General features: G+C 73.7%; 22 protein-coding genes. 15 read left to right on the top strand and 7 right to left on the bottom strand.

Features of this window, described 5'->3' with window-relative positions; translation table 11 throughout:
- Positions 1-97: 97 nt before the first annotated feature.
- The 5 genes from BBH68_RS16805 to BBH68_RS16785 all read left to right on the top strand — a co-directional run bounded on the left by BBH68_RS16805 (position 98) and on the right by BBH68_RS16785 (position 5083).
- The gene (locus BBH68_RS16805; protein ID WP_141713009.1) at positions 98-418 is read left to right on the top strand and encodes a hypothetical protein; all 321 of its coding nucleotides are present in this window, start codon (positions 98-100) and stop codon (positions 416-418) included.
- 556 nt (positions 419-974) lie between these two features.
- The gene (locus BBH68_RS16800) at positions 975-1808 is read left to right on the top strand and encodes a TIGR03619 family F420-dependent LLM class oxidoreductase (RefSeq protein WP_065963224.1); all 834 of its coding nucleotides are present in this window, start codon (positions 975-977) and stop codon (positions 1806-1808) included.
- Between the two features lie 107 nt (positions 1809-1915).
- A complete protein-coding gene (locus tag BBH68_RS16795) occupies positions 1916-2527 on the top strand; it encodes an acyl-CoA-like ligand-binding transcription factor (RefSeq protein WP_065963222.1) in 612 nt (203 codons plus the stop codon).
- Between the two features lie 180 nt (positions 2528-2707).
- Entirely contained in the window at positions 2708-4162 is a 1455-nt protein-coding gene (locus BBH68_RS16790) for an FAD-dependent monooxygenase (protein WP_065963219.1), read from the top strand.
- A gap of 87 nt (positions 4163-4249) precedes the next feature.
- Positions 4250-5083 (top strand): alpha/beta fold hydrolase, encoded by an 834-nt coding sequence (locus BBH68_RS16785; protein WP_065963217.1) that lies wholly within the window; start codon positions 4250-4252, stop codon positions 5081-5083.
- A gap of 15 nt (positions 5084-5098) precedes the next feature.
- On the opposite strand, the gene BBH68_RS16780 is transcribed toward BBH68_RS16785, so the two are convergent.
- Entirely contained in the window at positions 5099-6682 is a 1584-nt protein-coding gene (locus BBH68_RS16780; protein WP_065963215.1) for a FadD3 family acyl-CoA ligase, read from the bottom strand.
- Between the two features lie 177 nt (positions 6683-6859).
- Between BBH68_RS16780 and BBH68_RS16775 the strand changes: the two genes are divergently transcribed.
- Genes BBH68_RS16775 through BBH68_RS16765 form a run of 3 tightly spaced genes read left to right on the top strand, consistent with a single transcriptional unit; the run spans position 6860 to position 9343 of the window.
- The gene (locus tag BBH68_RS16775) at positions 6860-8011 is read left to right on the top strand and encodes a lipid-transfer protein (RefSeq protein ID WP_065963212.1); all 1152 of its coding nucleotides are present in this window, start codon (positions 6860-6862) and stop codon (positions 8009-8011) included.
- A 24-nt stretch (positions 8012-8035) separates the two neighbouring features.
- Positions 8036-8512, top strand: coding sequence for a Zn-ribbon domain-containing OB-fold protein (locus BBH68_RS16770; RefSeq protein ID WP_065963366.1), 477 nt, complete (start codon positions 8036-8038; stop codon positions 8510-8512).
- A gap of 60 nt (positions 8513-8572) precedes the next feature.
- Positions 8573-9343, top strand: coding sequence for an enoyl-CoA hydratase/isomerase family protein (locus tag BBH68_RS16765; RefSeq protein WP_065963208.1), 771 nt, complete (start codon positions 8573-8575; stop codon positions 9341-9343).
- Between the two features lie 20 nt (positions 9344-9363).
- Here the strand turns inward: BBH68_RS16765 and BBH68_RS16760 are convergent, their stop codons facing one another.
- The 3 genes from BBH68_RS16760 to BBH68_RS16750 all read right to left on the bottom strand — a co-directional run bounded on the left by BBH68_RS16760 (position 9364) and on the right by BBH68_RS16750 (position 13643).
- Entirely contained in the window at positions 9364-9903 is a 540-nt protein-coding gene (locus BBH68_RS16760; RefSeq protein WP_245738083.1) for a hypothetical protein, read from the bottom strand.
- 154 nt (positions 9904-10057) lie between these two features.
- Positions 10058-10630 carry a hypothetical protein gene (locus BBH68_RS16755; protein ID WP_065963203.1) on the bottom strand — a complete coding sequence of 191 codons (573 nt, stop codon included), beginning with the start codon at positions 10628-10630 and terminating at the stop codon, positions 10058-10060.
- A gap of 145 nt (positions 10631-10775) precedes the next feature.
- Positions 10776-13643: a serine/threonine-protein kinase gene (locus BBH68_RS16750; RefSeq protein ID WP_065963202.1), complete on the bottom strand. Its 2868-nt coding sequence runs from the start codon at positions 13641-13643 to the stop codon at positions 10776-10778.
- 611 nt (positions 13644-14254) lie between these two features.
- Between BBH68_RS16750 and BBH68_RS16745 the strand changes: the two genes are divergently transcribed.
- Entirely contained in the window at positions 14255-14902 is a 648-nt protein-coding gene (locus tag BBH68_RS16745; RefSeq protein WP_065963199.1) for a TetR family transcriptional regulator, read from the top strand.
- A 584-nt stretch (positions 14903-15486) separates the two neighbouring features.
- Here BBH68_RS16745 and BBH68_RS16740 read toward each other — a convergent pair.
- Complete coding sequence (locus tag BBH68_RS16740) at positions 15487-15984, bottom strand: nitroreductase family deazaflavin-dependent oxidoreductase (RefSeq protein WP_065963197.1); 498 nt, start codon at positions 15982-15984, stop codon at positions 15487-15489.
- On the bottom strand, positions 15981-17297 hold the full coding sequence (locus BBH68_RS16735; RefSeq protein WP_065963196.1) for an acyl-CoA dehydrogenase family protein: 1317 nt from the start codon (positions 17295-17297) through the stop codon (positions 15981-15983). The genes BBH68_RS16740 and BBH68_RS16735 overlap by 4 nt, the downstream gene beginning before the upstream one ends.
- A 132-nt stretch (positions 17298-17429) precedes the next feature.
- Between BBH68_RS16735 and BBH68_RS16730 the strand changes: the two genes are divergently transcribed.
- Together BBH68_RS16730 and BBH68_RS16725 are read left to right on the top strand one after the other, a co-directional pair.
- Entirely contained in the window at positions 17430-18611 is a 1182-nt protein-coding gene (locus BBH68_RS16730; RefSeq protein ID WP_065963194.1) for a thiolase C-terminal domain-containing protein, read from the top strand.
- Positions 18612-18765: 154 nt separating this feature from the next.
- Positions 18766-19464, top strand: coding sequence for a pyridoxine/pyridoxamine 5'-phosphate oxidase (locus tag BBH68_RS16725; RefSeq protein ID WP_065963192.1), 699 nt, complete (start codon positions 18766-18768; stop codon positions 19462-19464).
- Positions 19465-19474: 10 nt separating this feature from the next.
- On the opposite strand, the gene BBH68_RS16720 is transcribed toward BBH68_RS16725, so the two are convergent.
- On the bottom strand, positions 19475-19993 hold the full coding sequence (locus BBH68_RS16720) for a Zn-ribbon domain-containing OB-fold protein (protein WP_079151024.1): 519 nt from the start codon (positions 19991-19993) through the stop codon (positions 19475-19477).
- Positions 19994-20270: 277 nt separating this feature from the next.
- Between BBH68_RS16720 and BBH68_RS16715 the strand changes: the two genes are divergently transcribed.
- The 4 genes from BBH68_RS16715 to BBH68_RS16700 all read left to right on the top strand — a co-directional run bounded on the left by BBH68_RS16715 (position 20271) and on the right by BBH68_RS16700 (position 25540).
- Positions 20271-21425: a flavin-containing monooxygenase gene (locus tag BBH68_RS16715; protein ID WP_065963191.1), complete on the top strand. Its 1155-nt coding sequence runs from the start codon at positions 20271-20273 to the stop codon at positions 21423-21425.
- 203 nt (positions 21426-21628) lie between these two features.
- Positions 21629-23860 carry an acetate--CoA ligase family protein gene (locus BBH68_RS16710; protein WP_065963190.1) on the top strand — a complete coding sequence of 744 codons (2232 nt, stop codon included), beginning with the start codon at positions 21629-21631 and terminating at the stop codon, positions 23858-23860.
- 61 nt (positions 23861-23921) lie between these two features.
- Positions 23922-24794 carry an enoyl-CoA hydratase/isomerase family protein gene (locus tag BBH68_RS16705; RefSeq protein WP_065963188.1) on the top strand — a complete coding sequence of 291 codons (873 nt, stop codon included), beginning with the start codon at positions 23922-23924 and terminating at the stop codon, positions 24792-24794.
- Between the two features lie 86 nt (positions 24795-24880).
- Positions 24881-25540: a flavin reductase family protein gene (locus BBH68_RS16700; protein WP_065963365.1), complete on the top strand. Its 660-nt coding sequence runs from the start codon at positions 24881-24883 to the stop codon at positions 25538-25540.
- The last annotated feature ends 108 nt before the right edge of the window (positions 25541-25648 follow it).

Below are 25648 nucleotides of genomic sequence, written 5' to 3'. Positions count from 1 at the left end.
GTGGGCGGCCCCTGCGGCGCCCGTCCGGCGACCCACGGGGGAGTCGCCGGGCGGGCGTTACGGACGCCGTTCCCACCTGCTTCCGATGGAGTTCAGTGTGACAAACCAAGACAAGAAGCCCCAATCCGACGCCTATCGACCCCTGGAAGCCGATTCTGTTCCCACGACTCTCGCCGCGACGGACGAGGGCCACATGCCGGCTCCCACCCCTGTCACGACGATGGACGAGGGCCACATGCCGGCCCCCACGCCCCTCGTGGCACAGGAGAGTCACATGCCGGTGCCCAAGCCACTCGCCGCCAAAGACGAGGACAAGCCCGAGAAGAGCACGAAGGCCGAGGCGGACGGCGGCGAAGGAATCGACCCGAGCACGATCAGGTCGATGGAGAGCCACATGCCGTCGGGCGGCAAAGGCTGACCACCGTCATCCAGCCATGAGGTGGCACACCACGGGGGGCCGATGTCGACGGCGCGGAGGGGAGGTCGTCGACATCGGCCCCTCCGTGTGCCAGGCACCGCCTTCCAGCCAGGCTTCGGCCATTTCGGGCCACATGGCCGAACATACGTACCCATCATTGGCAAGTTTGCAATACAAAATAAATAACTCGCCCTCAGCCGGAGGAACCGGAATGACTCGTACCAGAAAAGCTATCACTGCCTTGGGGATTGCGATATTCGCATCCATCGGCCTTGCGCTCCAGTCCACTGCGTTCGCAGTTGCAGACGACAGCCACCTCCCTAATATCGGCGCCAACGCTGTTGAATACACCGCGGGAAGCGCCACGACCACCGACGAGGGTCACTTCCCCAACCCGGGCCCGAGGTGAAGGGCTGAGGGTCATTCCTCCTGAGAGGCCGGGCCGAAGAGCCCGGCCTCTTCGCGTTGCCACGCGGGTTGACCCTCGCACCGATGTCAGGGTCTACAAAGGCTCCAAAGGTCCGCCGCAACGGCCACCCGCCCGAGGAGCCTCACCATGCAACTGCACGTCGTCCTGCCCGCCGAGTCCCCCGAGATGGACATCCGCCGGCTCGCCGACCTCGCCCAGGAGGCCGAGCGCCTCGGATTCGACGGCGTCTGGCTGCCCGACCACCTGCTGCCGCCCGGCCCGTACGGGCCGGAGAAGTACGGCGGGGTGTACGAACCCCTGACCGCGCTCGCGTATCTCGCGGCGGTCACCCGCAAGGTCACCCTCGGCACCTCCGTCCTCATCCTGCCCCTGCGCGACCCGCTGCTCGTCGCCCGGCAGGCGGCGACGCTGGCGCGGGCCAGCGGGGGGCGGTTCGTGCTGGGGGTGGGGGCCGGGTGGGAGCGTTACGAATTCGACGCGGCGGGGGTGGACTTCGCGGCGCGGGGGGCCCGGACGACCAGTGCGCTGCGGGTGATCCGGCATCTGCACCAGAGCGGCGGCGGGCCGTACCAGGACGCGCTCCACTCCTTCGACGAGCGCGCCGTCTTCCAGCCCGTACCCGAGCGCCCGGTGCCGTTCCTCATCGGCGGCAACTCGAAGGCCGCGCTGCGCCGGGCGGCCGAGGTGGGCGACTGGTGGCAGGGGGTGGCGCTGGAGCCGCGGGAGTTCGCCGAGCGGCGGGCGAGGCTGCGGGAGCTGGGCGGGGAGCGGCGGATCAAGGCCGGGACGCGGATCGGCTGGGACGACGACGGGCGCGACGTCCGGGAGGTGCGCGAGGAGGTCGAGGCATGGCGGGCCGTGGAGGCGGACCATCTCGCCGTGTGGTTCGGCTCCGTCGAGGGCGACGGCTTCCGGCGGCGGATGCGGGCGCTGGCCGAGGCGGTGGGGCTGGAGGGCTGAGCCTGAATCGGAGACAGGGGTAGACAGGAAGGAAAAAGTTGCGCGTCACGCATTTTTGCGGGACGTGCATCTTTTCGTGACGCGCAAAGTTCGCTACTCTCGTCGACATGGGGCTGCGAGAGCGCAAGAAGGCCGAGACACGTGCGGCGCTGAGCTGGGCCGCGATCAGGCTGGCCGTCGAGCGCGGCTTCGACCACGTCAAGGTGGAGGACATCGCCGAGGCCGCGGGGGTCTCGCCGCGCACGTTCAACAACTACTTCTCCAGTAAGGCCGAGGCGATCGCCGCCCGCCACCTCGACCGGTGCCTGGGCGTCGCGGAGGCGCTGCGCGAGCGCCCGGCGGAGCCGCTGTGGGACGCGGTCCTCCGCGCCGTGCTGTCCCGGTTCGGACCCGACGCCGCGGTGGCCGCCCATCCGGTCACCGACGCGGCGCGGTGGACGGCGGGGGTGCGCGTGGTGCTCGCCGAACCGGCCGTGCAGGGCGAGATGCTGCGGGCCGGGGCCATCGCCGAGGCCGAGATCGCCGCGGCCATCGCCGACCGCACCGGCACCGATCCGCGCCAGGACTTCTATCCGCACCTCGCCGCGTCCGCGTTGATGGCCGTGACGAACGCCGCCATGGCCCACCACCTCCGCAGCGACCCGCCGGTGCCGGTGAGCGGCCTGCTCACGGACGCCCTCGCCCAGCTCGCCGCCGGGCTGCCCGCGCCGAACTCCTAGACCCTCCAGGGCCCTAGACCCTCCAGGCCCCTAGACCCTCCAGGCCCCTTCACCCTCCAGGCCCCTTGACCCTCTAGACCCCCAACACGCGCACGCACATACACGTAAAGCCTGGCACGCAGCCGGGCCGATACGCCCTGCCCTGAATCTTCCCGCATCCACCCGAAAAGGACCCTGCTCATGATCGACGTCGCCATCGCGGGCGCCGGACCCAACGGCCTGATGCTCGCCTGCGAACTCGCCCTGGCCGGCATCCGCCCGCTCGTCCTGGAACGCTTCACCGAACCGTCCACCGAGCAGCGCGCCAACGGCCTGGTCGGCCAGGTCGTGCGGATGCTCGACCGGCGCGGCCTGTACGAGCGGCTGGCCGGGCCCGGGGCCACGCCCGAGCCGGTGTCCGGCTACGTGTTCGGCGCGTTCCCGCTCGACCTGAGCGACCTGCCGGACAACCCGCTCTATACCTTGATGGTGCCGCAGCGCCGGATCGAGCGGATGCTCGCCGAGCGCGCCGCCGAACTGGGCATCGAGATACGCCGCGACCACGAGGTCATCGGCCTGACGCAGGACGAGAAGTCGGTGACGGTCGAACTGCGCGGCCGGGAGCCGGTGGAGGCGGCGTTCCTGGTCGGCGCCGACGGCGGGCGCAGTGCGGTCCGCAAGCTCACCGGGATCGGTTTCCCCGGCGTGACCGCCGACGACTCGGTGTCGCGCACGGGGCAGGTGAGCGTGGACCCGGGCATGGTCGGTGCCGATGGCGGCCTGGTCGTGCCCGGCTTCGGCACCGTACCGCCGTTCCAGCACCTGCGCACCGAACGCGGCCTGATCGCCTGGGCGCCGTTCCCGGACCGCGACCCGGTGATCACCACGATGGAGTGGGACCAGCCGGCCGAGGGCGAGGCCTCCCTGGACGAGCTGCGGGCCAGCGCCTCCCGGGTGCTCGGCGCAGACGTGCCGCTGGCCCCGCCGACCGGGCCGGGGCCGCATGTGATGAGGCGGCTGTTCGGCGGCAACACCCGGATCGCGGAGCACTACCGCGCGGGCCGCGTCCTGCTGCTCGGGGACGCCGCGCACGTGCACTCGGCGATCGGCGGGCCAGGGCTCAACCTGGGCCTTCAGGACGCGGTGAACCTCGGCTGGAAGCTGGCCGCGGAGCTGCGCGGCCACGCGCCGGAGGGACTGCTGGACACCTACGAGTCGGAACGGGCCCCGGCGGCGCGGCGCGTGGCCATGCACACCCAGGCGCAGTCGCTGCTGGTCCAGCCGGGCGGCCAGGTCACGGCGCTGCGCGAGCTGTTCGGCGAGCTGCTCGCCCAGCCCGCGTCCCGGCAGCACATCGCGGATCTGATGTCCGGCGCGGACATCACGTACGACATGGGCCCGGCGACCGGGCCGCTCGTCGGCCGGTGGGCGCCGGACCTGCCGGGCCTGCGCGAGGCGACCCGTGCCGGCCGCCCCCTGCTGCTGGACCCCACCGGCACCCTCGACGCGGGCCCCTGGGCGCCGTACGTCGACACCGTGACCGTGCCGGAACTCGACACCGCGCTGCTGCTCCGGCCCGACTGCTACGTCGCCTGGCAGGGCACCACGCCCGACGGGCTGCACGACGCGCTGGGCACCTGGATCAGGACGGCCTGAACAGGCCCGAAAGAAATTCCCCGGCCCTCCAAACCTAGGGCTGCTAGGTTGAACCTAGAAGCCCTAGGAAAGAGAGGCGACCGAGCCATGCCCGCACCCACACCCACGACCGGAACCCTCGAAGTGCCCGGCGCCACCCTCCACTACGAGACGCGCGGCAGCGGCCCCCTCCTGCTGCTGATCCCCGGCGGCGCGGCCGACGCCGGGCTCTACGCGGGCATGGCGGACGACCTCGCCGCCCACCGCACCGTCGCCTCCTACGACCCCCGCGGCTTCTCCCGCAGCCCCCTCGACGGCCCGCTCACCGACCAGCGGGTGGACGTGTGGAGCGACGACGCGCGCCGGCTGATCGAGCTGCTCTCGCCGGACGAGCCCGCCTCCGTGCTCGGATGCAGCTCGGGCGCCGTCGTCGCCCTCGACCTGCTGGCCCGCCACCCCGAACGGCTGCGGCGCGTGGTCGCCCACGAGCCGCCGCTGGTCGAGGTCCTGGACGACCCCGCCCCGCACCGCCGCCTCTTCGCCGGGGTGCGCGAGACGCTCCGCGCGGACGGGGTCGGCCCGGCAATGGCGCGGTTCAGCGAGGGGCTCGGGGGGCGGCCGGGGGAGCGGCCGGCCGAACTGCCGCCCGAGATCCAGGAGATGGCCGCCCGTATGCACGCCAACCTGCCCGTCTTCCTGGAACACGTGCTGTGCCCGTTCACCGCCACCGTCCCGGACGTCGCCGCCCTGCGCCACGCCGCCGCCGGCCGGCTGGTGCTCGCCGCGGGCCGGGACTCGCGCGAGCAGGAGGCGCTGTACGGGCCGGCCCGGCGGCTGGCGGAGCGGGTCGGCGGTGAGTTCGAGGAGTTCCCCGGCGGGCACGTGGGCCCCACGGAACACCCGAAGGAGTTCGCCGAGCAGCTCCTGACCCTGCTCGGTTGATCCCCCGCCGACTCGTCACCGCCCCCGCAGCCGCGTCTTGAGCACCTTCCCGCTCGCGTTGCGCGGCAGCTCCGTCAGGAACTCGACCTGCCGCGGCACCTTGTAGTTGGCCATCTCCCGCCGCGACCAGGCGATCAGGTCGTCGGCGGTCAGCGTGGAGCCCGCGCGCCGCACCGCGTACGCCTTGGCCACCTCCCCCAGCCGCGGGTCCGGAACGCCGATGACCGCGACGTCCGCGATGTCGGGGTGGCGGGCGATCAGTTGCTCGATCTCCGCCGGGTACGCGTTGAAGCCGCCCACGATGAACATGTCCTTCACGCGGTCGGTGATCCGCAGATTGCCGTCCGCGTCCAGCACGCCCACGTCGCCCGTGCGCAGCCAGCCGTCCGGGGTGATGGCCCGGGCGGTGGCGACGGGGTCCTCGAAGTAGCCGCGGGTGATGTGGTAGCCGCGCACCCAGACCTCGCCCGGCTGCCCCGGGGGCAGCTCCGCGCCGGTGGGGCGGACGACCTTGACCTCGGTGTCGGGGAGGGCGCGGCCGGAGGTGGCGGAGACGACGTCGGGCGGGTCGCCGCGGCGGCACATGGTGACGGTGCCGGAGGCCTCGGTGAGGCCGTAGGCGGTCAGGACGGTGTCGACGCGGAGTTCGGAGCGGAGCCGTTCGACCAGGGTGAGGGGGACGACGGCGGCGCCGGTGACGACCAGCCGCAGGGTGGACAGGTCGTGCGCGGCGCGGGCCGGGTGGTCGAGCAGGGCCTGGTGGAGGGTGGGCGGGCCGGGGAGGACGCTGATGCGTTCGGCCGCGATGTTGGCGAGGGCCGTGTCCACGTTGAAGACCGACTGCGGAACCATCGTCGCGCCGCGCGTCAGGCAGGCGATGACGCCCGCCTTGTAGCCGAAGGTGTGGAAGAAGGGGTTGACGATGAGGTAGCGGTCGCCCTCCGTCAGGCCCGTGATCTCGCTCCAGGTGGTGTAGACGCGCAGCGTCTGGGCGTGGGTGATCACCACGCCCTTGGGATGGCCGGTGGTGCCGGAGGTGAAGGTGATGTCCGAGGGGTCGGTGGGGCGTACGGCGGCGGCCCGGGCGCGTACCGCCTCGGCGGGCGTGGACTCGCCCGCGGCGAGGAAGTCCTTCCAGGTGCGGAAGTCGGCGGGGGCGTCGTCGGCGAGCACGATCACGTCGCGGAGATAGGGCAGGCCGGGGAGGGGGCCGCGGCCCGGCCCCTCACCCGCCGCGCGGCGCAGCGAGGCCACGTACGAGGTGCCGAGGAAGGTGCCGGTGACGAACAGGTGCGTGGCGCGGGTGCGGCGCAGGACGTACGCCGCCTCGGCGCCCTTGAAGCGGGTGTTGACGGGGACGAGCACCGCGCCCGCCGTGACCGCCCCGAGCGCGGCGACGATCCAGTCGGCGGTGTTGGGCGCCCAGATCGCGATCCGGTCGCCCGGCTCGACGCCCGAGGCGAGGCAGGCCGCCGCGGCCCGCTCGACGCGCTCGCCGAGCTCCGCGTACGAGATCCGGGTGCGGCCCTCCACGACGGCCTCGGCCTCGCCGTACCGCCGCGCCGCCGTCCGCACCAGCGCCGGGATGGTCTCGCGCATCGGGTCGCCTCCCGCAATCCGGCACCGCGTAGCTGACTGTCCGTCAGATTAGCGGTAGCCTTCCCGGCTGTCAGTACCGATGCGCGAGACGCAGCGCTGCGCCGATGCGCCAATGCGCCGACGCCGATGCGCCAATGCCCGACGCACCGGTGACCGGCCGCGACCACGGAGGTGGCGATGGGGGCGACCCTGAAAGACGCGACAGCGATAGCCGGCATCGGCCAGACCCCCTTCGCCAAACGCCTCCCCGAGTCCGAGAAGACCCTGGCCTGCCGGGCGATCCTCGCCGCGCTCGACGACGCCGGCATCGCCCCCTCCGAGGTGGACGCCTTCGCCTCGTACACCATGGAGGAGACGGACGAGGTCGAGGTCGCCAAGGCCATCGGCGCCGGCGATGTGACCTTCTTCAGCAAGGTCGGCTACGGCGGGGGCGGCTCCTGCGCCACCGTCGCGCACCTGGCCGCCGCGATCGCCACCGGCCAGGCGAGCGTCGGGGTGGCCTGGCGCTCGCGCAAGCGCGGCAGCGGCCCGCGCCCGTGGACGGACACCCGCGTGCAGCTGCCCACCCCCGCGCAGTGGACCCGGCCGTACGGGCTGCTGCGGCCGGCCGACGAGATCGGCATGCTGGCCCGCCGCTACATGCACGAGTACGGCGCCACCCGCGACCACTTCTTCAATGTGGCGCTGGCCTGCCGCAACCGGGCCAACCAGAACCCGGCCGCGATGATGTACGAGCGCCCGCTGACCCGCGAGATGTACATGACCGCCCGCTGGATCAGCGAGCCGCTGTGCCTCTTCGACAACTGCCTGGAGACCGACGGCGCGCTGGCCTGCGTCGTCGTCTCCGCGCAGCGGGCCCGCGACTGCCGGCGCCGGCCGGTGTACGTCCACTCCGCGGCACAGGGCCTGCCCGCCCAACACCACGGCATGGTCAACTACTGGAACGACGACCCGCTCACCGGGCCCGCCTGGACCGCCGCCCGCCAGCTGTGGAAGTCGGCCGACTTCGGGCCGCAGGACGTGGACGTGGCCCAGATCTACGACGCCTTCACCCCGCTGATCCCGCTGTCCCTGGAGGGCTACGGCTTCTGCGCCCGCGGCGAGGGGGCCGCCTTCACGGAGGGCGGCGCGCTGGAGATCGGCGGGCGACTGCCGCTCAACACCGGCGGGGGCGGCCTCAGCGAGGCGTACGTCCACGGGTTCAACCTCATCACCGAGGGGGTCAGACAGCTGCGCGGAACCGGCACCGCGCAGGTGCCGGGCGCCGCGACCTGTCTGGTCACGGCGGGCGAGGGGGTGCCCACCTCGGCCCTGCTGCTGCGGAACTGAGGAGTTGAGGAGTTGATCCAGGAGATGACACAGACGGACGAGAGGCGTGAGGGGCAAGAGGGGCAAGAGGGGCTTCTCGCGCCCGTGCCCGACGACGACGGGGCGCCGTTCTTCACGTACGCGGCGCGCGGCGAACTGCGCGTCCAGGCCTGCGCCGACTGCCGCGAGCCGCGCTTCCCGCCCCGCCCCTGCTGCCCGCACTGCCAGTCCTTCGCGAGCGAGTGGATCCGGACCAGCGGCCGTGGCCGGATCTGGTCCTACGTCGTGCCGCACCCGCCGCTGCTGCCCGCGTACGCCGCGCGGGCGCCGTACAACGTGATCCTCGTCGAACTCGCGGACGCCCCCCGGGTCCGGCTGGTGGGCAACCTGGTCGCCGCCGCCGACGCCGCCCTCGACTCGGTCGACCCGGCCCGGATCCGGATCAACGCCCCGGTGAAGGCGGTCTTCCACGAGGTGGCGGGCGGGATCACGGTGCCGCGCTGGGTACTGGAGCGGCCATGACGGTGCGAACGCGGGTCGAGAAGCGGTCATGACGGTGCGAACGCGGGACCTGGAGCGGTCATGACGGTGCGGACGCGGGTCGAGGACGGCGGCGTCGCGGTCGTCACGCTCGACCGGCCCGAGCGGCACAACGCCATCGACCTGGAGACGGCCGAGGAGCTGGCCGCCGTCTGGCGCGGCTTCCGGTTCGACGAGTCCGTGCGGGCCGTGGTGCTCACCGGGGCGGGCGACCGCGCCTTCTGCACCGGCATCGACCGCGCGGTGCGGGTGGCCCAGCCGCCCTCGCCGTACTCGGTCGACGATCCGCTGCTGACCATCGGCCCCAAGGCGAACGACCTGTGGAAGCCGGTCGTCGCCGCGGTCGGCGGCATGGCCTGCGGCGGGGCGTTCTACTTGCTGGGCGAGGCCGAGTTCATCGTCGCCGCCGAGCACGCCACGTTCTTCGACCCGCACACCAGCTATGGCATGGTCAGCGCCTACGAGGCGGTCTACATGGCGCAGCGCATGCCGATGGGCGAGGTCGCCCGGATGGCGCTGATGGGCACCGCCGAGCGGCTCACGGCCCGGCGCGCGTATGAGATCGGCCTGGTCAGCGAGGTGACGGAGGCCGGCGCCGACCCGGTCGCCGCCGCCCTGCGCGCCGCCGCCGTCATCGCGTCGTATCCGACGGCGGCCGTGCAGGGGACGGTACGTGCGGTGTGGGCGGCCAAGGAGGCGACCCTGGCCCAGGCCCTGGCGCAGGCCCCGCACCTCATCGCGCTGGGGAACCTGCCGCCGGAGCGCCAGGCCGGGCTGTTCGCCGCCCGTACGCCCGGGTTCCGCAGGCGGTGAGGGTGGGTGGGAACAGCGTGTCAGTTCGCGAACTTGTAGGCCGACTGGATCTTGCAGGTGAAGGTGGTCGCCTTGTAGAGGGTGCGGTACGAGGTGGCCTTCACCGTCTGGCTGCTGCCGGGCGCCACGGTGACGGACTGGTAGTCCGAGCCGAGTAGGCCCTGATCGGCGTTGTCGTTCCAGACGATGCTGATCGAGAAGCGCATGGACTGCGTCTCGTTGTTGTTGACGGTCAGCGTGTACTCGAGAGAGCTGGTCGACTCGTTGTAGTCGCAGCCGCTGGCGGAGATGTCGTTCCTGGCGTCCGTGTCGTAGCTGGGCGCCGTGGAGTAGCTGTACGACGGCGACGGCGTGTACGACGGGGTGTAGCCGGGGGTGTACGACGGGACCCCCGACGGGAGGCCCGTCGGCAGATCGGTCGGGAGCCCGCTGGGGGTGGACAGCGGCGCGTCGCCCGCGCCGCCGGAGACGAAGCCGCCGGACCCGCTGCTGTGCCTGCCCTTCTTGCCGCAGCCGGTCAGGGCCAACAACCCGATCGCGGCGACGGCGACAAGGCGCATGGAGCGGCGATGCATGAATTACCCCCGATGAAAAGACAGATATGAGTCGACCCGAGCCATTGACGAGTGCACGCCACCCTACGCAGGGGAGTCCCCTCCCCCGACGTCACCTCAAGAGGGGCTGCGGCACGGCCGTTTCAGCGGCACGGCCCTTTCAGTCGACGGAGACGACCTCACACGTCACTACGGTTCCCACAACCCCGGGATCATCCAGAAGAACCTTCACGCTCTTCGTCTTCTTCGCGGGGACGCGGGCGTACGCGCTGCCCGAGGTCACCTTCGCCCCCTGCTTGTCGCGGAACTCCATCTCGACGACGAACGTCCGGGACGTGCCCGTGTCGTTGCGCACCTTCACCGTCGCGGCCGGATCGCCGCTCTTGTCCTTGCCGGCGCACCTGACGACGGTCGCGGTCGACACGGGCCGGTCCGACTTGGCGGAGCCGGACGAGGAACCGCTGCTCGACGAGGAGTCGTTGCTGTCGTAGCGGTCGTTGTAGCGGTAGCCGCCCGAGTCCGCGCCGGAGGAGCCGGTCGAGGAGTTGTAGTCGTCGGAGTCGGAGTAGCCGCCGGAGCCGGAGCCCGAGCTGGAGTGGTGGGAGCTGGAGCTGGAGTTGGAGCAGCCGCCTCCGCCGCCCGAACCGTGCCGTCCGCCACGGCTCTTGAAGCCGGTGAGCGCCACCAGCACCACCGCGACCACGGCCGTCAGCCGCAGACCACGCCGCATCATGTGTCCAGCCCCCGATTCCGCGTCGATCTCCCGGGCCCCACCGGGTCCGGGACAGCGCCCGCCACGGTAGCAGGCGCTGTCAGGTACACAGCATTGCGTCTCGCCGGGAGCCGGCTCTCCCGCCGGGCGCCAGGAGCGCCGCGAGCTAGCTCTGACGGGCCGACGCCCGCGACTGCCCGGTGCCCTTGACCGCGTCCAGCGCGTAGACGCAGCGGTCCTTGCTGCACGCGTACACCACGCCGCCCGCGGCCACCGGCGAGCCGGTGATCTCGCCACCCGTCGCGAGCTTCCAGCGCAGCTGGCCGCCCGCGGCGTCGACCGTGTAGAGGCAGTGGTCGGCCGAGCCGAAGTGGACCCGCCCGTCCGCGACCACCGGGGAGCCGATGACCTCGCCGCCCGCCGCGAAGCGCCACTTCGGCGTGCCGGTGACCGCGTCCAGCGTGTACAGCGCGCTGCCGCTGCCCAGGTGCACCGATCCGTCCACCACCAGCACCGGCTCGATCGACTGGCGCGCCTCGGTGGCGATCCGCCAGCGGTCGCGGCCGTTCGCCGCGTCGAGGGCGTAGACCGTGCCGAGGTAGTCCGCGATGTAGACGCCGCCGCCCGTCACCGCGGGCCCCGGCGCGTACGCGGGGGCGCACAGGAAGACGGCGGGCGCCTCGAAGCGCCACCGCACCTCTCCGCGCGCGATGTCGATCGCCAGCACGCGCGTGCCCGCCGCGACGTACACCACCCCGTCGGGGGCCGACAGCAGCCGGACCGGCACCCCGCCGCAGGACGCCGCGTCGCCGATCGGGTACGACCAGCGCTCCACCCCCGTACGCGCCTCCAGGGCGCGCAGCCGCGCGTCCGCCCACACGAAGACCGTGCCGTCGTGGATGGCGGGCCCGGACTCCGGGGTCTCGAAGTCGGTCTGGGCGCCGTGCATCTCCCACAGCAGCTCGCCGTTCGCGGCCTCCCAGGCCTGGACGCCGCCGCCGCGCGTGCCGGTCACCACCGTGCCGCGGTCCACCTTGAGCGAGTAGACCCAGCCGTCCGTGGACAGCCGCCACCGCTCGGCGCCGTCCTCCGCGTCCAGCGCGTACAGCGTGGGCCCGTCCGAGGCGTGGATCCGGCCGTTCGAGACGGCCATGGCCCAGGCCACGTCGCGCGTCTTGAACTGCCGGCGGCCCGTGGCCACGTCCAGCGCGTGCACCTCGAAGGAGGTGACGTACAGCAGGTCGCCCGCCACGGCCGGGGTGCCCCACACGTCGTTGGACATGCGGAAGCGCCAGGGGCGCCAACGGCCGGGCGCCGCTCCCCCGCCCGGGGGCTCGGAGGCGTCCGGCGAGGGGGCCGAGGTGGGCGGGGAGGACGGCGGCGGAACGGCGGCCGTCGCGATGCCGCCCTCGCCCCCGGTGGCCCCGCCGGGATGGCCTCCCGGCGGCCGCACCCAGCCGGTGGCCGGGCCCGTCTCGTGCTGCTGCGGCGCGCCCCGCCCGTCCGTGGCCCGGGGGCCCGGGCCGATGGGCACCTTGGAACCGGGCAGGCGGACCGACGCGTCGGCCCCGGCAGGCGCGGCGCCCGCGGGCGCCGGGCCCGCGGAGCCGACGGCCGCGGGACCAGGACCGATGGAGCCGACGGGGCCGGCGGGTCCGGTGGATCCGACGGGGCCGGCGGGTCCGGTGGGCCCCTGCGCGGAAGGCGGCCCGGACGGCGCGGCCGACGGCGCCCCCGCCGCGGGTGCGGCGTGCCGCCCGGGGCCGATGGCGCTCAGCGGGCCGGGCGGGCCGGGCGGGTTCGACGGATGAGGCGCGCTCGACGGATGAGGCGCGCTCGACGGGTGGGGGGCATTCGACGGATGAGGGGCGTTCGACGGGTGGGGCGGATTCGCGTTGTTGGTGCGCAGGCCGCCGCGCGGGTCGCCCGCGCCCACGGGCTCCCACCCGGAGGCGCCGGGAGGCGCGCTGTGCCGGCCGCGCCCCGCGCCCGGCCCGCGCGCGGGCTCGTACCCCGGCGCGGGCGTCGGCGGGCGCTCCGGCGGCAGCGGCACGGCCGACCGGCCCCCGCCGTCGCCGCTCACACCGTCGCCACCGGGGCGGCCGTCCGAGCCCCGCGCGGCGCGCGCGATCTGGTTCCGCCCGTTGCGCTTGCGCTCGATCAGCGCCACCGCGCCGCCCGGCAGCCAGGCCGAGGCCGTACCGCTGTCCTCGGCGTTGGAGGCGAACAGGTGCGGGGCCAGCTGCGACTGCAGATCGGCCGGGGAGGGCCTGCGCTCGGGCTCCATCTGCATGCAGGACTCGATGAGCGGCCGCAGCTCGTCCGGCAGGCCGGTCAGATCCGGGCCCTCCCGCAGCAGCATGAACACGGTCTCGACCGGGTTGGCGCCGTGGAACGGGGCGTGCCCGGTCGCCGCGAAGGTCAGCGTCGAGCCGAGCGAGAAGATGTCGCTCGCCCCCGTCACGCTGCGCGAGTCGCGCGCCTGCTCGGGCGACATATAGGCCGGGGTGCCGACCGCCACGTTGGTCATCGTGAGCCGGGTGTTGGAGACCCCCGAGGCGATACCGAAGTCGATCACTCGCGGGCCGTCCTCGACGACCAGCACGTTCGACGGCTTCAGGTCCCGGTGGACCAGGCCCGCGCCGTGGATGGACTGCAGCGCCTCGGCGACCCCGGCCGCCAGCCAGCGCACCGCCTGAGCCGGCAGCGGCCCGCACTCATTGACTATCTCCTCGAGGGAGGGAGCCGGTACGTACGCGGTGGCCAGCCACGGCACCGCGGCGCGCGGATCGGCGTCCACGACGGCGGCCGTGTAGAAGCCGCTGACCGCTCGCGCCGCCTCCACCTCGCGCGTGAAGCGGACACGGAACAGCTGGTCCTCGGCGAGCTCGGTGCGCACCGTCTTGATCGCGACCCGCCGGCCGGACGCCGAGCGCGCCAGATAGACCAGCCCCATGCCGCCCGCGCCGAGCCGGCCGAGCACCTCGAACGGGCCGATACGCCTCGGATCGTGCTGCGTCAGCTGCTCCACCACTTGCCTGCCACCTCCCCGTGGGGCTTGAAAAATACAACCCCGCTGCAGCGTCTCACCGACAAACCAACCGGCGGCACGCATCCTGCATTCTCTCTGGCGAAGGCGGCGGTTGCGAACCCGGGGGCGATTTCGTCGTGTCACGGCGCGCCGCCCGGCCGGCCTCCACCTCGTGGAACTCCACGCCCCCGGCCCCGCTACGCTCCGCTTTCCGTGCGCGGGGGCCCGCCGCCGAGGGGCCGAGGGCGGCGAAAAGTACGCCCCGATTGTCCGCAAGCACCGGGAAACGCCCGTACGGCGCATATTCGGGGTCATTGAGCAGGCGCCCGCCGAGGGCGCGCGCCGCAAGGAGCCCCAACGTCTATTTCAGGCCGTCCGACGATGCCCTTGAGTGACCCCGCCGTCACGCTGTCCACCGAAGTTATCCACAGCCTGTTGATAATAGGCCCCACTCGAACGGGTGAGCCGGGGATGGCCCGGCGGGCGGCCTCCCGGGCAGCTCTTGATCGCTCGTTCTCGCTGATCAGCGCCGTGCCGGGAGACCCGTGCGGGATGCGGGCCCCATTTGCACGCAGCCGGATCGCGCTTCGATCACCCCTCGGTAAGCTGACGTCATGACAGGACAAGTACGCACCGTCGACGGGCGGGTCGCCGGTCGCCGCGGGCAGGCGACGCGGCAGAAGCTGCTCGACTGCCTCGGCGAGATGCTCAGCACATCCCCGTACCGAGACGTCAAGGTCATCGACGTCGCCCGCAAGGCCGGCACCTCGCCCGCGACGTTCTACCAGTACTTCCCCGATGTCGAAGGCGCCGTCCTCGAGATCGCGGAGGAGATGGCGAAGGAGGGCGCGGGCCTGACCGATCTGGTCGCCGGGCGCTCATGGGCCGGGAAGTCGGGGGCCCAGGCGGCGGAGGAGATCGTCGAGGGCTTCCTCTCCTTCTGGCGCAAACATGACGCCACCCTGCGCGTGGTCGATCTCGGCGCGGCGGAGGGGGACAAGCGGTTCTACAAGATCCGCATGAAGATCCTCAACGCCGTGACCAATTCCCTGACCGACGCCGTCAAGGAACTCCAGGCGAAGGGCCGGTACGACAAGGACGTCAGCCCGGCGGCCGTCGCGGGCGCGATCGTCGCCATGCTGGCCGCGGTCGCCGGTCACCAGAAGGGCTTCCAGAGCTGGGGCGTCAAGCAGGCCGAGCTGAAGCCGGCCCTGACGCTGCTGGTCCACCTCGGTCTCACCGGCAGAAAGCCCCCCAAGTAACACGCATCACGCGCGCCGGCGTCGCGAGCGCCCGGGCCCGACCCTTCGGCCCCGTACCGCTCGCCCACCAGCGCGGGTCGGTCGGCTCCGCGGTTCCGCACGTCCTGTCACCCCCCACGGCGGAACCCGCGCCCCCCGGCGGACCACCGGGCACCCCCGAGTGGCCCGCCCCGGCCCGCCCCCCGGGGCCGCCTTCCTGGCTCGCTTCCGCTCGGCCCCCACCTGCGCCCGGCGCCACGCTCCCGCCCCGCGCGCACCGCTCGTTCCTCGGGCCCGCGCCCGGAGCACGCTCCCGCGCACACTCCCCGCCGCGCGCGCCGCCCACTCCCCGGCCCGCGCCCGCACCACGCTCCCGCGCGTCACACCCCGCAGCCCGCACCCGGGCCCCACGCCGCTGCGCGCACCACTCCCTCCCTGGGCTCCACCCGCACCACCCCGCTGCGCGCACCACCCGGCCACCGCCCCGCCTTCGGACGGCGCCGCACGCGCCTGAACAGCCGCTGCGCGCCGCAGAAGCGATCCGGCGCCGGCGGTACGCGCGTCACCGGCCTGACGCGGTCACCCGCCTCACGCGCTCGCTGCCCTCACGCGTTCACGCGCGTCAGACGGAAGAGCCGGATCCGGCGCTCCACGCGCGCCTGGTACGCCGCGTAGGGCGGCCAGAAGCGGAGCGCCGCCGCCCAGGCCTCCTCGCGTTCCTCGCCCTCCAGCAGCCGCGCCCGGACCGCGATGTCGCGGCCCTTCCAGCTGATCTCGGCGTCCGGGTGGGCGAGCAGGTTGGCGGTCCAGGCCGGGTGGCCCGGCCGGCCGAAGTTGCTGCCGATCAGGAGCCAGGTGCCGTCGCCCTCCGGCATGCAGGCCAGCGGGGTGCGCCGCGGCAGACCGCTTTTCGCGCCCGTCGTCGTCAGGATGACGCCCGGCAGCATCCGGGCGCTCAGCAGCACCTTGCCGCGTGTGAGCCGGTGCACGGCGCGGTCGAGCGCCGGGACGACGTGCGGCGCGACCTTGGCAAAAGCCCGGCCGGACGAGACCTTCTGGATCAGCCGGACCCCATGGCCCGGGCGCGCTTCGTCCGCCTTCACACCGTCACCGCCTTCCAGCCCAGATGGCCGTCGATGGTCGCGCCGGACCCGTCCGGCTGCGCGAACAGGCCCTCCAGCTCGGCCGCGTGCGCCCGCAGCCGGTGCACGGGCCCGAAGAGCAGTTCGTCGGAGGCGGCCCGCTTGACGTAGAGGTGCGCGTCATGTTCCCAGGTGAAACCGATGCCGCCGTGCAGCTGCACCGCCGCGCCGGCCGCGGCGAGCTGCGCCTCCAGCGCCGTCGCCAGCGCGAGGCCGCTCGCGACGGCCGCCCCGGTGTCCGGACCCCGCCCGCTCGCCGCCGCGGCGCTACCCGCGGCCCACGCCGCGTAGTACGCGGCCGACCGCGCCTCCTCCACCTTCACGTACACCTCCGCCAGCCGGTGCTTGACGGCCTGGAAGGACCCGATCGGCCGGCCGAACTGCTCGCGCGTCCGCACGTACTCGACCGTCCGCCCCAGTGCGGCGTCCGCCGCGCCCACCGCCTCGGCGGCCAGCGCGGCGGCCGCCGTCGTGCCCAGCCGCGCCAGCGCATCCGCCGGCGCCACGCCGCCCCCCGCGCCCCCGCCCCCGCCCCCGCCGTCCGGATTTCCCAGCGGCTCGGCCGCTACGTCCCGCAGCTCGATCCGGCCCTGCGGCCGCGTCTCGTCCAGCGCGGTCAGCCGCGTACGGGCCAGGCCGGGCGCCCCGGCCCGTACGAGGAACAGCAGCGTCCGCCCACCCGTATAGCCGCCCGTGCGCGCGGCGACGAGCAGCAGCCCGGCGCTGTGCCCGTCGAGGACCTGGCCCACCTGCCCGTACAGCCGCCAGTTCCCCGCCTCACCACCACCCTTACCGCACTCCCGCGCCTGCACGCCCCCCGCGCGCCCGCCGCCCGCCCAGCCTCCGCCCCGGTCCCCGCCGGTCAGGCCGAGTGCCCTGCCGAGTTCCGCGCCGGGCACCGCGAGCGCCGCAGTCAGCTCTCCGTCCGCGATGCGCGGCAGCAGCTCTGCGCGCTGGGGGCCCGTACCGAGCCGGTCGACGAGGGGCGCTGCGAGCACCGCCGTGGCCGTGAGCGGGGACGGGAGGAGCGCGCGCCCGGCCTCCTCGCAGGCGAGGGCCAGTTCGGTGGGCCCGCAGCCGACGCCGCCGACCTCCGGGGGGAGGGCCAGGCCGGGCAGTCCGAGCTGCCGGGCGAGGAGGCGCCACAGGGCGGGGTCGTGGCCGGGCGCGGTGCGGACCGCCGCCTTGACCTCGTCGGGACCGCATCGCTCCCGCAGCAGTCCGCGCAGCGTACGGCGGATCCCGTCCTGTTCCTCGGTGAACGCGGCGTCCATCGGCAAGCACCTCCGCTACTGACGGACCGTCATATTAGGAAGTCGACGCGCACTTTCCCACCCCGCACACGGGTTCCCTTGCAACCCCGCACCCGATGCATCTGATGATGTATCTGATGTACCGTCAGATTCATGCCCGCAGCGAAGCGCAAGCGCGCCCGCAAGGTCGCCGTCGTCGGCGTCTCCCTCTCCGACTGCGGCCGCGTCGACGACGCGACCCCCTACGCCCTCCACGCCCAGGCCGCCCGCCGCGCCCTCGCCGACTCCGGGCTCGACCGGTCGGCCGTCGACGGCCTCGCGTCGGCCGGGCTGGGCACGCTGGCCCCCGTCGAGGTGGCCGAGTACCTCGGCCTGCGCCCCACCTGGACCGACTCCACGTCCGTCGGCGGCTCCACCTGGGAGGTCATGGCCGCCCACGCCGCGGACGCCATCGCCGCGGGCCACGCGAACGCCGTGCTCCTCGTCTACGGCTCCACCGCCCGCGCCGACATCCGCGCGGGCCGCCGCACCTCCAACCTGTCCTTCGGGGCGCGCGGACCGCTGCAGTTCGAGGTCCCGTACGGCCACACGCTGGTCGCCAAGTACGCGATGGCCGCGCGCCGCCATATGCACCAGTACGGCACGACGCTCGAGCAGCTCGCGGACGTCGCCGTACAGGCGCGCGCGAACGCCGCGCACAACCCGGACGCGATGTTCCGCACCCCGATCACGGTGGACGAGGTGCTAGACGGCCCGATGATCGCCGACCCCTTCACCAAACTCCACTGCTGCATCCGCTCCGACGGCGGCTGTGCCGTGCTGCTGGCGGGCGAGGAGTACGTGGCCGACACGGCGAAGCCTCCGGTATGGGTGCTGGGCGCGGGCACCGCGATCTCGCACACCACCATGTCCGAGTGGGACGACTTCACGGTCTCGCCGGCCGCGGCCTCCGGGCGGCAGGCCTTCGAGCGGGCGGGGGTCGGGCCGTCGGACATCGATGTGGCCGAGCTCTACGACGCGTTCACCTATATGACGCTGGTGACCCTGGAGGACCTGGGCTTCTGCGCGAAGGGCGAGGGCGGGGCGTTCGTGGGCAAGGGGCGGCTGACGCTGGACGGCGAGCTGCCGACGAACACGGACGGCGGCGGCCTCTCCGCCTGCCACCCCGGTATGCGCGGGCTGTTCCTGCTGGTCGAGGCCGTGCGGCAGCTACGCGGGGAGGCGGGCGGACGGCAGGTCCGCAAGGCGGGCGGACGGCTGCCGGAGCTGGCCGTGGCGTCGGGGACGGGCGGCTGGTTCTGCTCCTCGGGGACGGTGGTGCTCGGACGCGGCTGAGGGGGCCGGGCACGGCTGAGGCGGTCGGGGCTGCCCAGGTGGTCGGGGAGCCCAGGCGGTCGGACACGGCTGACCTTCGGCCGTACGGGCGGCGCACCCTGTGCCACCCTGCTCACCTGTGCATCCGGCACGAGTGAGGAGGCAGGGCAACCCGATGGGTGGAACCGACGACAAGGCCGCCGAGGATTTCCGCGCGCTGCTGCGCGGACTGCGCGTGCGCGAGAGCGGCGAGCTGCCCGCCTTCGACCCCGCGACCGCACCCCGCGAGCCGCTGCCGCTGTTCCGGCGGTGGCTGCGCGAGGCCGCCGAGGCGGGCGTCCCTGGCCCGCACACCATGATGCTGGCCACCGCCGACGCGGAGGGCCGCCCGTCCGTGCGTACGGTGATGCTGCACGACGCCGACGAGCAGGGCTGGCACTTCGGCACCCACCGCACCAGCCGCAAGGGCCGCGAGCTGGCCGTCCGCCCGTACGCGGCGCTGGGCTTCGACTGGACCGAGCAGGGACGGCAGGTGCGGATCGGCGGGCGGGTCACGGCGGCCGGCCCCGAGGAGAGCGCGGCGGATCTGCGCGGGCGCTCACCGGCGGCGCTGACCGCCGCGCTGGCCGGGGGCGGGCGGCAGAGCGAGGTCCTGGGCTCGTACGAGGAGCTGGTGCGCGCCTTCGAGGCGGCGCGGGAGCGGGTGGAACGGGAGCCGGACGCGACGGCGCCGAGCTGGACCCTGTACGTCCTGGCCGCGGACGAGGTCGAGTTCTACCAGGAGGAGGAGCGGCGGCGGCACGTACGGCTGCGCTACCGACGCGCCGGGGAGGGCGAAGACGGCGGCTGGCGGCGGGAGTTGCTGTGGCCGTGATGGCCCGGGGTCAGGGGGCGGGCCGGAAGACGGGGACGGCCGGGGCGTCCTGGACCGGGGAGTCCTTGGCCGGGGAGTCCTTGGCCAGGGCGTCCACGTCCGGGGCGCCCTCGGGCAGGGCGTCCACGTCCGGGGCGTCCTCGGCCAGGGTGCGGAAGTCCACGCGCAGCTCCATGCCCACGCGCAGGTCCTGACCGGTGCACCCCACCAGCTCGGTCATCATGCGCGGCCCCTCCGCGAGTTCCACGACGGCGGCGATGTACGGGACGCGGGCGCCGAACGGCGGCAGGTCGTTGCGGTGCACCACGGACCACGTGTAGAGGGTCGCGCGACCGCTCGCCCGCTCCCAGCCGACGCTCTCGCTCCAGCACCGGGGACAGAACTCGCGGGGGTAGTGGTGGGCCAGCCCGCAGTCCGCGCAGCGGCGGATCAGCAGGTGGCCCCGGGCGGCGGCGTCCCAGTAGGGGTGGGTGAAGCCGTCGATCTCGGGCAGGTCGAAGCGCGGGGCGCCCGCGGGGCGCGCGCTCACAGGAACAGCCCCCCGGCCTCCGGCGCATTGTGCCGCCGGCTCTCCAGCCACCGCGGGCCGAGCCAGATCGTACGCACCGCTCCCCCTCTCGTCCGCCGAAACCACCTACCGCCAACCGCCAACCACCCTGTCTGACGGTATGTCAGTTCACCGGACGAACGCCAGGGAGCGCAAGGGGTCGCCCCAGAGGCCGCACGGCGCGGGCCGTGACCGATCCGCAATCGATTCGGAATCGTTTTGACGGAAACCTGCCAATTTCCTCACTACGCTCACGCCCATGGCCGAGACCTTCCCCGAGCACTCCTCCCCCGTGTACGTGATCGGCGCCGGGCCGGGCGGGCTCGCCACCGCGGCGGCCCTGCACCAGCGCGGCATCCGAACCGTGGTCCTGGAGAAGTCGGACGCGGTCGCCGCCTCCTGGCGCGCCCATTACGACCGGCTGCACCTGCACACCACACGCCGGATGTCCGCCCTCCCCGGGCTCGCGATCCCGCGCGCCTACGGGCGATGGGTCGCCCGCGACGACCTGGTGCGCTATCTGGAGCAGTACGTCGAGCACCACCGGCTGGAGATCGTCACGGGGGTCGAGGTCTCGCGGATCGACCGGGCGCCGGACGGCGCGGGCTGGGTGCTGCGGGCCACCGGCGGGCGCACGCCCACCTCGCCCGTCGTGGTCGTGGCCACCGGCCACAACCACACCCCGCGCGTGCCCGACTGGCCGGGCCGGGACACCTTCACCGGCGAGCTGCTGCACGCGAGCCGCTACCGCAACGCCGACCCGTACCGGGGCCGGGACGTCCTGGTCGTCGGCGTCGGCAACACGGGCGCCGAGATCGCGGTCGACCTCGTGGAGGGCGGCGCGGCCCGGGTGCGGCTGGCGGTGCGCACCGCCCCGCACATCCTGCGGCGCTCGACGGCGGGCTGGCCCACGCAGGCCTCCGGCATCCTGGTGCGGCGGCTCCCGGCGCCCCTGGTGGACCGGGCCGCCCGGGCGATGTGCCGGCTCACCATGCCGGACCTGAGCGAGCGCGGGCTGCCCTGGCCGGAGACCGGCCTGTACACACGGGTGCGCCAAGGCGCGATACCGGTGCAGGATGTCGGGCTCATCGACGCGGTCCGGACGGGAAAGGTGGAGGTGGTGGCGGCGGTCGAGTCCTTCGAGCAGGACAAGGTGGCGCTGGCCGACGGCTCCCGCGTCGGCCCCGACACCGTGATCGCGGCGACCGGCTACCGGCGCGGCCTGGAGGACCTGGTCGGCCACCTGGACGTGCTCGACGGGCAGGGCAAACCGCTGGCCCACGGCCCGCGCACGATCCCCTCCGCCCCGGGACTGCACTTCACGGGTTATACGAACCCGATCAGCGGCATGCTCCGCGAGCTCGCCATCGACGCACGCAAAATCGCCAGGGCCGTCGACCGCACAACGGCGTGATATCGCCGCCCCCGCCCGGCGTGACCCCCGAATCCGCCGGGCACCATCACCTCACCGCCCCGAGGGCGGCCCTCGTCACCTGTGTTTGGTCCACGCACCCCCATTCCTGACAGGCCGTCAGTTCCGTTAATCTGACTCCCGAGTAATCTGACTCGACGTCAGTTATCTGGCTTGTCGCCAACGAGCAGGAGTGGCGGATACCGATGCTTGGATCGACTCACGGCACCCTCACCACCAACTCCCGTCACGCCCGTGTCGCCGCCTGCGGCCGGCCTCCCGGCCCCGCCGTCCATGTCCACGGCAGGTCGGCGGCCGTCGAGGACGTGGACGTCAGCGGCCGCCCGCTGCATTCCACCGTCCCCGATCTCGACCGCTTCTTCCGCCCCGAGTCGGTGGCCGTCATCGGTGCCTCCGATGCCGAGGGGCGCCCCAACTCCGGCATCACCCGGCAGCTGATCGCCTGGGCCGAGCGCGTCGGCGCGCGCCTGCACCCCGTGCATCCCTCCCGTCCCGCCGTCTTCGGCCTCCCCTGCGTCCCGTCCGTGGCCGACCTGCCCGAACCGGTCGACCTCGCCGTCCTCCTCGTCCGCGACCCCCTCCCCCTCGTCGAGGAACTCGCCTCCGCCAAGGTCAAGTTCGCGGTCGCCTTCGCCTCCGGATTCGCCGAGACCGGCGCCGAGGGCGCCGCCGCCCAGGCCCGGCTGTCCGCCGCCGTACGGCGGGGCGGGCTGCGCCTCCTGGGCCCCAACACCAACCTCAACGCCTTCGAGGAGTTCCGCGAGGACCTGGAAGGCCCGGCGATCGCCCTCATCACCCAGTCCGGCCACCAGGGCCGCCCCGTCTTCACCCTCCAGGAGCTGGGCATCCGGCTCAGCCACTGGGCCCCCACCGGCAACGAGGCCGACCTGGAGACCGCCGACTTCATCTCCTACTTCGCCTCCCGGCCCGAGGTCGGCGCCATCGCGATGTACGTGGAAGGGCTCAAGGACGGGCGCAGCTTCCTGCTGGCCGCCGACCGCGCCGCCCGCGCCAAGGTGCCCGTCGTGGCCGTCAAGGTCGGCCGGACCGAGACCGGGGCCCGCACGGCCGCCTCCCACACCGGCAAGCTGACCGGCTCGGACACGGTCGTGGACGCGGCCATGCGGCAGTTCGGCGTGATCCGGGTCGACGGCCTCGACGAGCTGCAGGACACGGCCGCGCTGCTGGCCCGGGCCCGGCCGCCGCGCGCCGAGGGCGTCGTGGTCTATTCGATCTCCGGGGGCACCGGCGCCCACTTCTCCGACCTCGCGACCGCCGCCGGGCTTCCGCTGCCCACGCTCTCCCCCGAGAAGCAGGCCGAACTCCACCAGTGGATACCCGGGGACCTCAGCGTCGCCAACCCGGTCGACAACGGCGGCCACCCCGTCGGCGACTGGCGCGGCCGGAAGATCATCGACGCCATCCTCGCCGACCCGTCCGTCGGCGTGCTGATCTGTCCCATCACCGGGCCGTTTCCCCCGATGAGCGACAAGCTGGCGCAGGACCTGGTGGACGCGGCGGAGCACACGGACAAGCTGGTGTGCGTGGTGTGGGGCTCGCCGGTCGGCACCGAGCCCGCCTACCGCACCACCCTGCTCGGCTCCTCCCGCGTCGCCACCTTCCGGACCTTCGCCAACTGCATCACCGCCGTCCGCGCCTATCTGGACCACCACCGCTTCACGGCGAGCTACCGCTCCCCCTTCGACGACGCCCCCCGCACCCCCTCCCCCTCGGTCCGCAAGGCCCAGGCACTGCTGCGCCCTGGCGAGCGGCTGAGCGAGCACGCCGCGAAGCAGCTGCTGCGGGCGTACGGCATCCGGGTGCCGCGCGAGCAGCTGGTGACCAGCGCGGCGGCGGCCGTCCGCGCCGCCGGCCTGGTCGGCTACCCGGTCGTCATGAAGGCCTCCGCCCCGCAGCTCGCCCACAAGACCGAACTGGGCCTGGTCAGGCTCGGTCTCACCTCCGCGAGCCAGGTCCGCGACACCTATCGCGACCTCACCGACATCGCCCGCTACGAAGGCGTCGAGCTGGACGGCGTGCTGGTCTGCCAGATGGTCGAACGCGGGGTGGAGATGGTCGTCGGCGTCACGCACGACAGCCTCTTCGGGCCGACCGTCACCGTCGGTCTCGGCGGCGTGCTCGTCGAGGTGCTGCGGGACACGGCCGTCCGCGTGCCGCCCTTCGGCGAGGACCAGGCGCGCGCGATGCTCACCGAACTGCGCGGCCGCGCCCTGCTGGACGGCGTGCGCGGCATGCCGCCCGCCGATGTGGACGCCCTGGTCGAGGTCGTCCTCCGCGTCCAGCGGATGGCCCTGGAGCTCGGGGACGACCTCGCCGAACTCGACGTCAACCCCTTGATGGTGCTGCCCCGGGGCCAGGGCGCGGTGGCCCTCGACGCGCTGGCCGTGTGCCGCTGAGACGCAGCCCGGCCCGCGCGCCCGGACCACCATCCGAGCCCCTGCCCAGAGGAATTCACCCATGACGTCCTCCCCCGAAGAATCACCTGAGTCCGTTGTACGGCACGCCACTGACAACGGAGTGGCCTGGATCACCCTGAACCGCCCGGCCGCGATGAATGCCATCACCCCTGACCAGCGCGAACGCCTGATTTCCCTTTTCGACGACGCCTCCGCCGACCCGGCGGTCGGGGCCGTCGTGCTCACCGCCACCGGCAAGGGCTTCTGCGCGGGCGCCGACCTGCGCGGCGGCGGCCGGCCGACCCCGGGGACGGGCACGAGCGCGGGCGCCAGTGCCGGTACAGACACCGGCACCGGCGAGCAGGAGCGGGTCGCCGGCGACGTGGCCCGGCTGATCCGGCGCGGGGCGCAGCGGCTGATCGCCGCCGTGCTGGACTGCGAGAAGCCGGTCGTCGCCGCCGTGAACGGGACCGCCGCGGGGCTCGGCGCCCATCTCGCCTTCGCCTGCGACCTGGTGCTCGCCGCGGAGTCGGCCCGGTTCATCGAGGTCTTCGTACGCCGCGGGCTGGTGCCCGACGGCGGCGGCGCCTACCTCCTCCCCCGGCTGGTGGGCCCGCAGCGGGCGAAGGAGCTGATGTTCTTCGGCGACGCGCTGTCCGCCGCCGAGGCCGAGCGGATCGGCCTGGTCAACCGGGTCGTCCCGGACGGCGATCTGGCCGGGACCGCCCGCGAGTGGGCCGAGCGCCTGGCCGGCGGCCCGACCCGGGCCATCGCCCTCACCAAACAGTTGGTGAACGAGTCGCTGGGGGCCGACCGCGCGGCCGCGTTCGCCGCCGAGGCGGCGGCCCAGGAAATCAACATGACCACGGCGGACGCGCGCGAGGGCGTCCGCGCCTTCACGGAGCGCCGCGCGCCCCGGTACCGGGGCCGCTGAAGCGCGACCGTCCAGGCACCTGCACTCCGAGGCTTCCAATCTGACAGCCCATCAGATTCAATGGAATCATGATGGGACACGCCGGTATGGCAGCCACCGCGGTCCGCTACCTGCGCTCGGTCGGCTCGCCGACCGCCGCCGCGCGGCACCCCGCCCCCCTGTCGCCCACCGACCCGGCGCCACCCCGCCCAGGCCGCCCCGCCCTGCGCGCCGTCGGCGCGGACGAGCGCCTTCCGCTGGATCCGGCGGAGTTCCGGCGGGTCCTGGGCCACTTCGCGAGCGGCGTCACGGTCATCGCGGCCGTCGACGAGGCGGGCCCGACCGGGTTCGCCTGCCAGTCCTTCTCCTCGCTCTCCCTCGACCCGCCGCTGGTCGCCTTCATGGTCGCCCGCACCTCCACGACCTGGCCGCGCATCGCCCGCGCCGGGGTCTTCTGCGTCAACGTCCTGGGGGCGGGCCAGGGCGAGCTGTGCCGTGGCTTCGCGGTGAGCGGCTCCCGGCGGCCGGACAAGTTCGCGGGCGTCCCCTACCGGCCGTCCCCGGTGACCGGCTCGCCGCGGCTCGCCGGCGTCCCGGCGTGGATCGACTGCACGGTCCACGCCGTGCACACCGGCGGCGACCACCTCGTGGTCGTGGGCCGCGTCCGCGCCCTCGGCACGGACGACCTCGCCGCCCGGTCCGGCCCCCTCCTCTTCCACCGCGGCGAATTCGCCTCCCTGGCCCCCCGCGACCAGGCCGAGAGCTAGGGCCTGTCTTCAAAGGGGGCGCCCTGCTCCCGACGCCGCAGTGACACCAGCCTCCCCCAGCTACCGCTGGGCGGTGCCCCCTGCCGCGGCGGGCGGCCCCTCGCTGCG

This window comes from Streptomyces sparsogenes, from assembly GCF_001704635.1.
GTDB classification, from domain to species: Bacteria; Actinomycetota; Actinomycetes; order Streptomycetales; family Streptomycetaceae; genus Streptomyces; species Streptomyces sparsogenes.
The sequence above is the reverse complement of the archived record's forward strand: the minus strand, read 5'-3'. Positions and strand labels throughout refer to the sequence as shown.

Excerpts from the sequence above, each read along its gene's own strand:
- BBH68_RS16800 (WP_065963224.1), top strand. The coding sequence starts at position 975 with ATGCAACTGCACGTCGTCCTGCCCGCCGAGTCCCCCGAGATGGACATC.
- BBH68_RS16795 (WP_065963222.1), top strand. The coding sequence starts at position 1,916 with ATGGGGCTGCGAGAGCGCAAGAAGGCCGAGACACGTGCGGCGCTGAGC.
- BBH68_RS16790 (WP_065963219.1), top strand. The coding sequence starts at position 2,708 with ATGATCGACGTCGCCATCGCGGGCGCCGGACCCAACGGCCTGATGCTC.
- BBH68_RS16785 (WP_065963217.1), top strand. The coding sequence starts at position 4,250 with ATGCCCGCACCCACACCCACGACCGGAACCCTCGAAGTGCCCGGCGCC.
- BBH68_RS16780 (WP_065963215.1), bottom strand. The coding sequence starts at position 6,682 with ATGCGCGAGACCATCCCGGCGCTGGTGCGGACGGCGGCGCGGCGGTAC.
- BBH68_RS16775 (WP_065963212.1), top strand. The coding sequence starts at position 6,860 with ATGGGGGCGACCCTGAAAGACGCGACAGCGATAGCCGGCATCGGCCAG.
- BBH68_RS16770 (WP_065963366.1), top strand. The coding sequence starts at position 8,036 with ATGACACAGACGGACGAGAGGCGTGAGGGGCAAGAGGGGCAAGAGGGG.
- BBH68_RS16765 (WP_065963208.1), top strand. The coding sequence starts at position 8,573 with ATGACGGTGCGGACGCGGGTCGAGGACGGCGGCGTCGCGGTCGTCACG.
- BBH68_RS16760 (WP_245738083.1), bottom strand. The coding sequence starts at position 9,903 with ATGCGCCTTGTCGCCGTCGCCGCGATCGGGTTGTTGGCCCTGACCGGC.
- BBH68_RS16755 (WP_065963203.1), bottom strand. The coding sequence starts at position 10,630 with ATGATGCGGCGTGGTCTGCGGCTGACGGCCGTGGTCGCGGTGGTGCTG.
- BBH68_RS16745 (WP_065963199.1), top strand. The coding sequence starts at position 14,255 with ATGACAGGACAAGTACGCACCGTCGACGGGCGGGTCGCCGGTCGCCGC.
- BBH68_RS16735 (WP_065963196.1), bottom strand. The coding sequence starts at position 17,297 with ATGGACGCCGCGTTCACCGAGGAACAGGACGGGATCCGCCGTACGCTG.
- BBH68_RS16730 (WP_065963194.1), top strand. The coding sequence starts at position 17,430 with ATGCCCGCAGCGAAGCGCAAGCGCGCCCGCAAGGTCGCCGTCGTCGGC.
- BBH68_RS16725 (WP_065963192.1), top strand. The coding sequence starts at position 18,766 with ATGGGTGGAACCGACGACAAGGCCGCCGAGGATTTCCGCGCGCTGCTG.
- BBH68_RS16715 (WP_065963191.1), top strand. The coding sequence starts at position 20,271 with ATGGCCGAGACCTTCCCCGAGCACTCCTCCCCCGTGTACGTGATCGGC.
- BBH68_RS16710 (WP_065963190.1), top strand. The coding sequence starts at position 21,629 with ATGCTTGGATCGACTCACGGCACCCTCACCACCAACTCCCGTCACGCC.
- BBH68_RS16705 (WP_065963188.1), top strand. The coding sequence starts at position 23,922 with ATGACGTCCTCCCCCGAAGAATCACCTGAGTCCGTTGTACGGCACGCC.
- BBH68_RS16700 (WP_065963365.1), top strand. The coding sequence starts at position 24,881 with ATGGCAGCCACCGCGGTCCGCTACCTGCGCTCGGTCGGCTCGCCGACC.